Origin of the sequence: Benzoatithermus flavus, assembly GCF_037908215.1 — a bacterium.
Classification (GTDB): Bacteria; Pseudomonadota; Alphaproteobacteria; order Geminicoccales; family Geminicoccaceae; genus Benzoatithermus; species Benzoatithermus flavus.
In genome coordinates, this window is sequence record NZ_JBBLZC010000057.1 from 1 (window position 1) to 3,078 (window position 3,078).

The window sequence follows — 3,078 nt, forward strand, 5'->3', positions numbered from 1 at the left end:
TCGGCGACAGCCGTGCCGCGGCCGAGCCGATCGATGGCCGGTTCGAGACCGCGGTCGGGCGGCGGTGCGGGCCTGGGTGCGGCGTGGCGGCGGTCGAGCTCGCCACCCTCGCCCGGGGCGACCGGCTCGACCACCGCCGCCGGCCCGGGCCGATCGGCCACGTGCCGGCGACGGAAGCCGAGGCACGCTCTTGCGCCGGGCTGGCGGCGCCCGCCGCGGCGGCGTAGTCGCCAGACGAAACCGCCTCCGACAAACCCGGCGCGGTTCAATCCCCTGCCGGTGTCCCGCCTGCTGGTGACGGCACCCGATTTTCGGGGCGGCAGGGCGCTCTCAATAGGGCAGCAGGATGTCCAAGAGCTGTGCGCCGTAACGGGGCTGCTGGACGTCCGTGATCTGGCCACGTCCGCCATAGGCGACCCGGAGCTCCGCGATCTTGTCGTGACCGATCGTGTTCCGGGGCGTGATGTCCTCCGGACGGACGATGCCCTCCACCACCACCTCGCGCAGCTCGAAGTTGACCCGGATCTCCTGCCGGCCGTGGATCACGAGATTGCCGTTCGGCAGCACCTGCGTGATGACGGCGGCGATATCGGTGTTGATCGTCTCCGATCGCGCGATGCCGCCGCGCCCTTCGTTGGCGCTCTGCCCGCTCATCTTGACGAAGTCGGCGGGATCCACGGGCGTTCCGTCCTTCGTATCGGGCAAGGCCTTCACGGCGAGGTTCTCGAGCCCGAAGAAGCTCGGAATGCCGAGATGGTCCCGACTCTGGCGCGACCGGCTGCTCTCGTTCGAGAGAGCCGCCTTGTCGGCGATGCTGAGCTGGACCGTGAGCACGTCCCCTACCCTTCGGGCGCGCTGGTCGCGAAAGAAGCCCTTGGCGCCCGAGCGCCACAGCGAGTTCGCCCCGGCACTCGGCTGCGGCTCCGGCTCCGGCATGGGCAGGGAGACCGGACGATAGCCGGGCTCCCGGACCGGGTTCTCGATCGGCGAGAGGGTCGGCGCCTTGCCGACCTGCGCCAGCCGGTCGGCGATGGTGCATCCGGCGAGCGACGGCAGCATCGCCACGAGCAGCCAAACGCGGACCGTGGCGATCATGGCGCCAGCCCCGGCATTCCCACCTGGACCCGTCGCGGCCCTGCGACCACGGCGCGCCGGATCTCGCTGCTGCCCGTGTTCTGCACCCGCACCGTCTCGCCCAGCCGGCCCTGATCCAGCGCCACGCCGGCGTCGGTCACCTCGAGCCCGCCGCGCGAGAACAGGATGGTGACGGGCTCGCCGCGTCTGACGAGGAGCGGCGCCGCCAGATCGCGGACGCGCAGGACCCGCCCGGCGGACAGCGGCCGTATGGCCTGCATCCCGACCAGCTCCTCCGGCCGCTGCAGGACATCCGCCCCCAGCATCGTGATGCCGAAAGGCTTCGTGGCGACATCCTCGGGGCCGATGATCTCGCCACGGGCGACGGGGCGACTCAGGACGGCCACGTCGACCAGCTCCTCGGCCCGGCCGGTGCTGCGCACGCTGCCCGACTGACCCGTCGGCAGACGGGCCGTGAGGCGGGCGTCGTAGCGGCCCGTGCGCGCCTCGTAGCGAAGGTCGGTGATGGCGATGCGCATCGGTGCCGCGGCCCGATTGGGCAGCGGCGAGGCGGGGGTCTCGACCGTGACCGCGAGCCTGCCCGCGATGCCGCGCTCGGCAAGCGCGGCGCCGACGAGATCGGCGATGACGGCCGGCGTGAGCGGCTCGCCGGGGGCGAGTACCGTATCGGCGGCACCCGGGCGGCCCGCCCCCAGGCAGAGCCATGCCAACGCGAGGAGACCCGAGACGGGGAGCCGGCACATTCCCGCCCGCCTCAGCGCAGCTGCGTGACCGTGGCCATCATCTCGTCGGAGGCGGAGATGACCTTGGAGTTCATGTCGTAGGCGCGCTGGGCCGCGATCAGCGCCGTGATCTCCTGGACGGGGTTGACGTTCGAACTCTCAAGGAAGCCCTGCTGGATCGTGCCGAGCCCTTCCGTGCCGGGGGGGCCGACCAGCGCCGGCCCGGAAGCGTCGGTCTCCTGCAGGAGGTTGCTGCCGATCGCCTCGAGGCCGGCCTCGTTGACGAAGGTGGCGAGCTCGAGCTGGCCCAGCTGCTGCTGCTGGGCCTGGCCCGCGATCTTGGCGGTCACGAGCCCCTGCTGGTTGATCGAGACGTCGATCGCGTCCTTGGGCACGGTGATGCCGGGACTCACCGTGTAGCCGTCGGCGGTGACGATGAGGCCGTCGGGGCTGAGCTGGAAGCTGCCGGAGCGGGTATAAGCCAGATCGCCGTTGGGGAGCTCGACGACGAAATAGCCCTGGCCCTGCACGGCGAGATCGAAACCGTTCTCGGTGTTGACGAAGTCGCCCTGGTCGTGGACGGGGTAGACGGCGGCGGTCTTGACGCCGAGGCCGAGCTGCACCCCGGCCGGCACCACCGTTCCTTCCGACGAGGAGGCAGAGCCGATCCGGCGCTGGCTCTGGTAGAGCAGGTCCTGGAACTCCGCCCGGCGGCGCTTGTAGCCGGTGGTGGTCATGTTGGCGATGTTGTTCGAGATGACCTCGACATTGAGCTGCTGGGCCATCATGCCGGTAGCGGCGACGCTCAGGGAACGCATGCTCGGCTTTCTCCTTCCGCCTCCGGTCTAGCGCCCTTTCCTTACGATGAGGTTAACCCCGCCGCAGCGCGAGGCCGGAAGGCGCGCGGGGGTGCCGTTCCCGTGGACCGGCCGTGGCGAGAACCCCGAAGGTCTCCCGGCCCGACGGCGGTACCGACCGCGGCAGCAGCCGCGACGACGGCTTCGGCTGCGGCGGCGCCGCTTCCTGCATGCGGCGTGGCAGGTCCGCGCGTTCTTCTCGGGCTGCGACACGGATCGTTCGGGCCGACGGCGACAGCGCCGCCGCCGAGCCGGAGATCCATCGCAGCGGTCACGTCGGGCTGGCAAGGAGCGGCTTCATCCTGCAGGCCGGCTGCCGGGCGTGCCGTCAAGGACCGCGCGGGCGGCGGGGCAGGCCGGCGAGACGCGGCCGGGCCGGTGCCGGCGCGGCGGCGCCGGCCGAC

The 3,078-nt window shown here is 71.7% G+C and carries 3 protein-coding genes and 1 pseudogene; 1 reads left to right on the forward strand and 3 read right to left on the reverse strand.

Features of this window, described 5'->3' with window-relative positions:
- Positions 1-227, forward strand: a pseudogene (locus U1T56_RS23945) (IS3 family transposase); the annotation flags it as partial.
- 103 nt (positions 228-330) lie between these two features.
- Here the strand turns inward: U1T56_RS23945 and flgH are convergent.
- From flgH to flgG, 3 genes are read right to left on the reverse strand one after another with little or no spacing between them, the layout of a single operon-like run.
- Complete coding sequence (gene flgH / locus U1T56_RS23950) at positions 331-1,095, reverse strand: flagellar basal body L-ring protein FlgH (protein WP_418162012.1); 765 nt, start codon at positions 1,093-1,095, stop codon at positions 331-333.
- Complete coding sequence (gene flgA / locus U1T56_RS23955; RefSeq protein WP_418162013.1) at positions 1,092-1,838, reverse strand: flagellar basal body P-ring formation chaperone FlgA; 747 nt, start codon at positions 1,836-1,838, stop codon at positions 1,092-1,094. The genes flgH and flgA overlap by 4 nt, the downstream gene beginning before the upstream one ends.
- 11 nt (positions 1,839-1,849) lie before the next feature.
- On the reverse strand, positions 1,850-2,635 hold the full coding sequence (gene flgG, locus U1T56_RS23960) for a flagellar basal-body rod protein FlgG (protein WP_418162014.1): 786 nt from the start codon (positions 2,633-2,635) through the stop codon (positions 1,850-1,852).
- Between the last annotated feature and the right edge of the window lie 443 nt (positions 2,636-3,078).

Coding starts and splice junctions, on each gene's coding strand:
- flgH (WP_418162012.1), bottom strand. CDS start 1,095: ATGATCGCCACGGTCCGCGTTTGGCTGCTCGTGGCGATGCTGCCGTCG.
- flgA (WP_418162013.1), bottom strand. CDS start 1,838: ATGTGCCGGCTCCCCGTCTCGGGTCTCCTCGCGTTGGCATGGCTCTGC.
- flgG (WP_418162014.1), bottom strand. CDS start 2,635: ATGCGTTCCCTGAGCGTCGCCGCTACCGGCATGATGGCCCAGCAGCTC.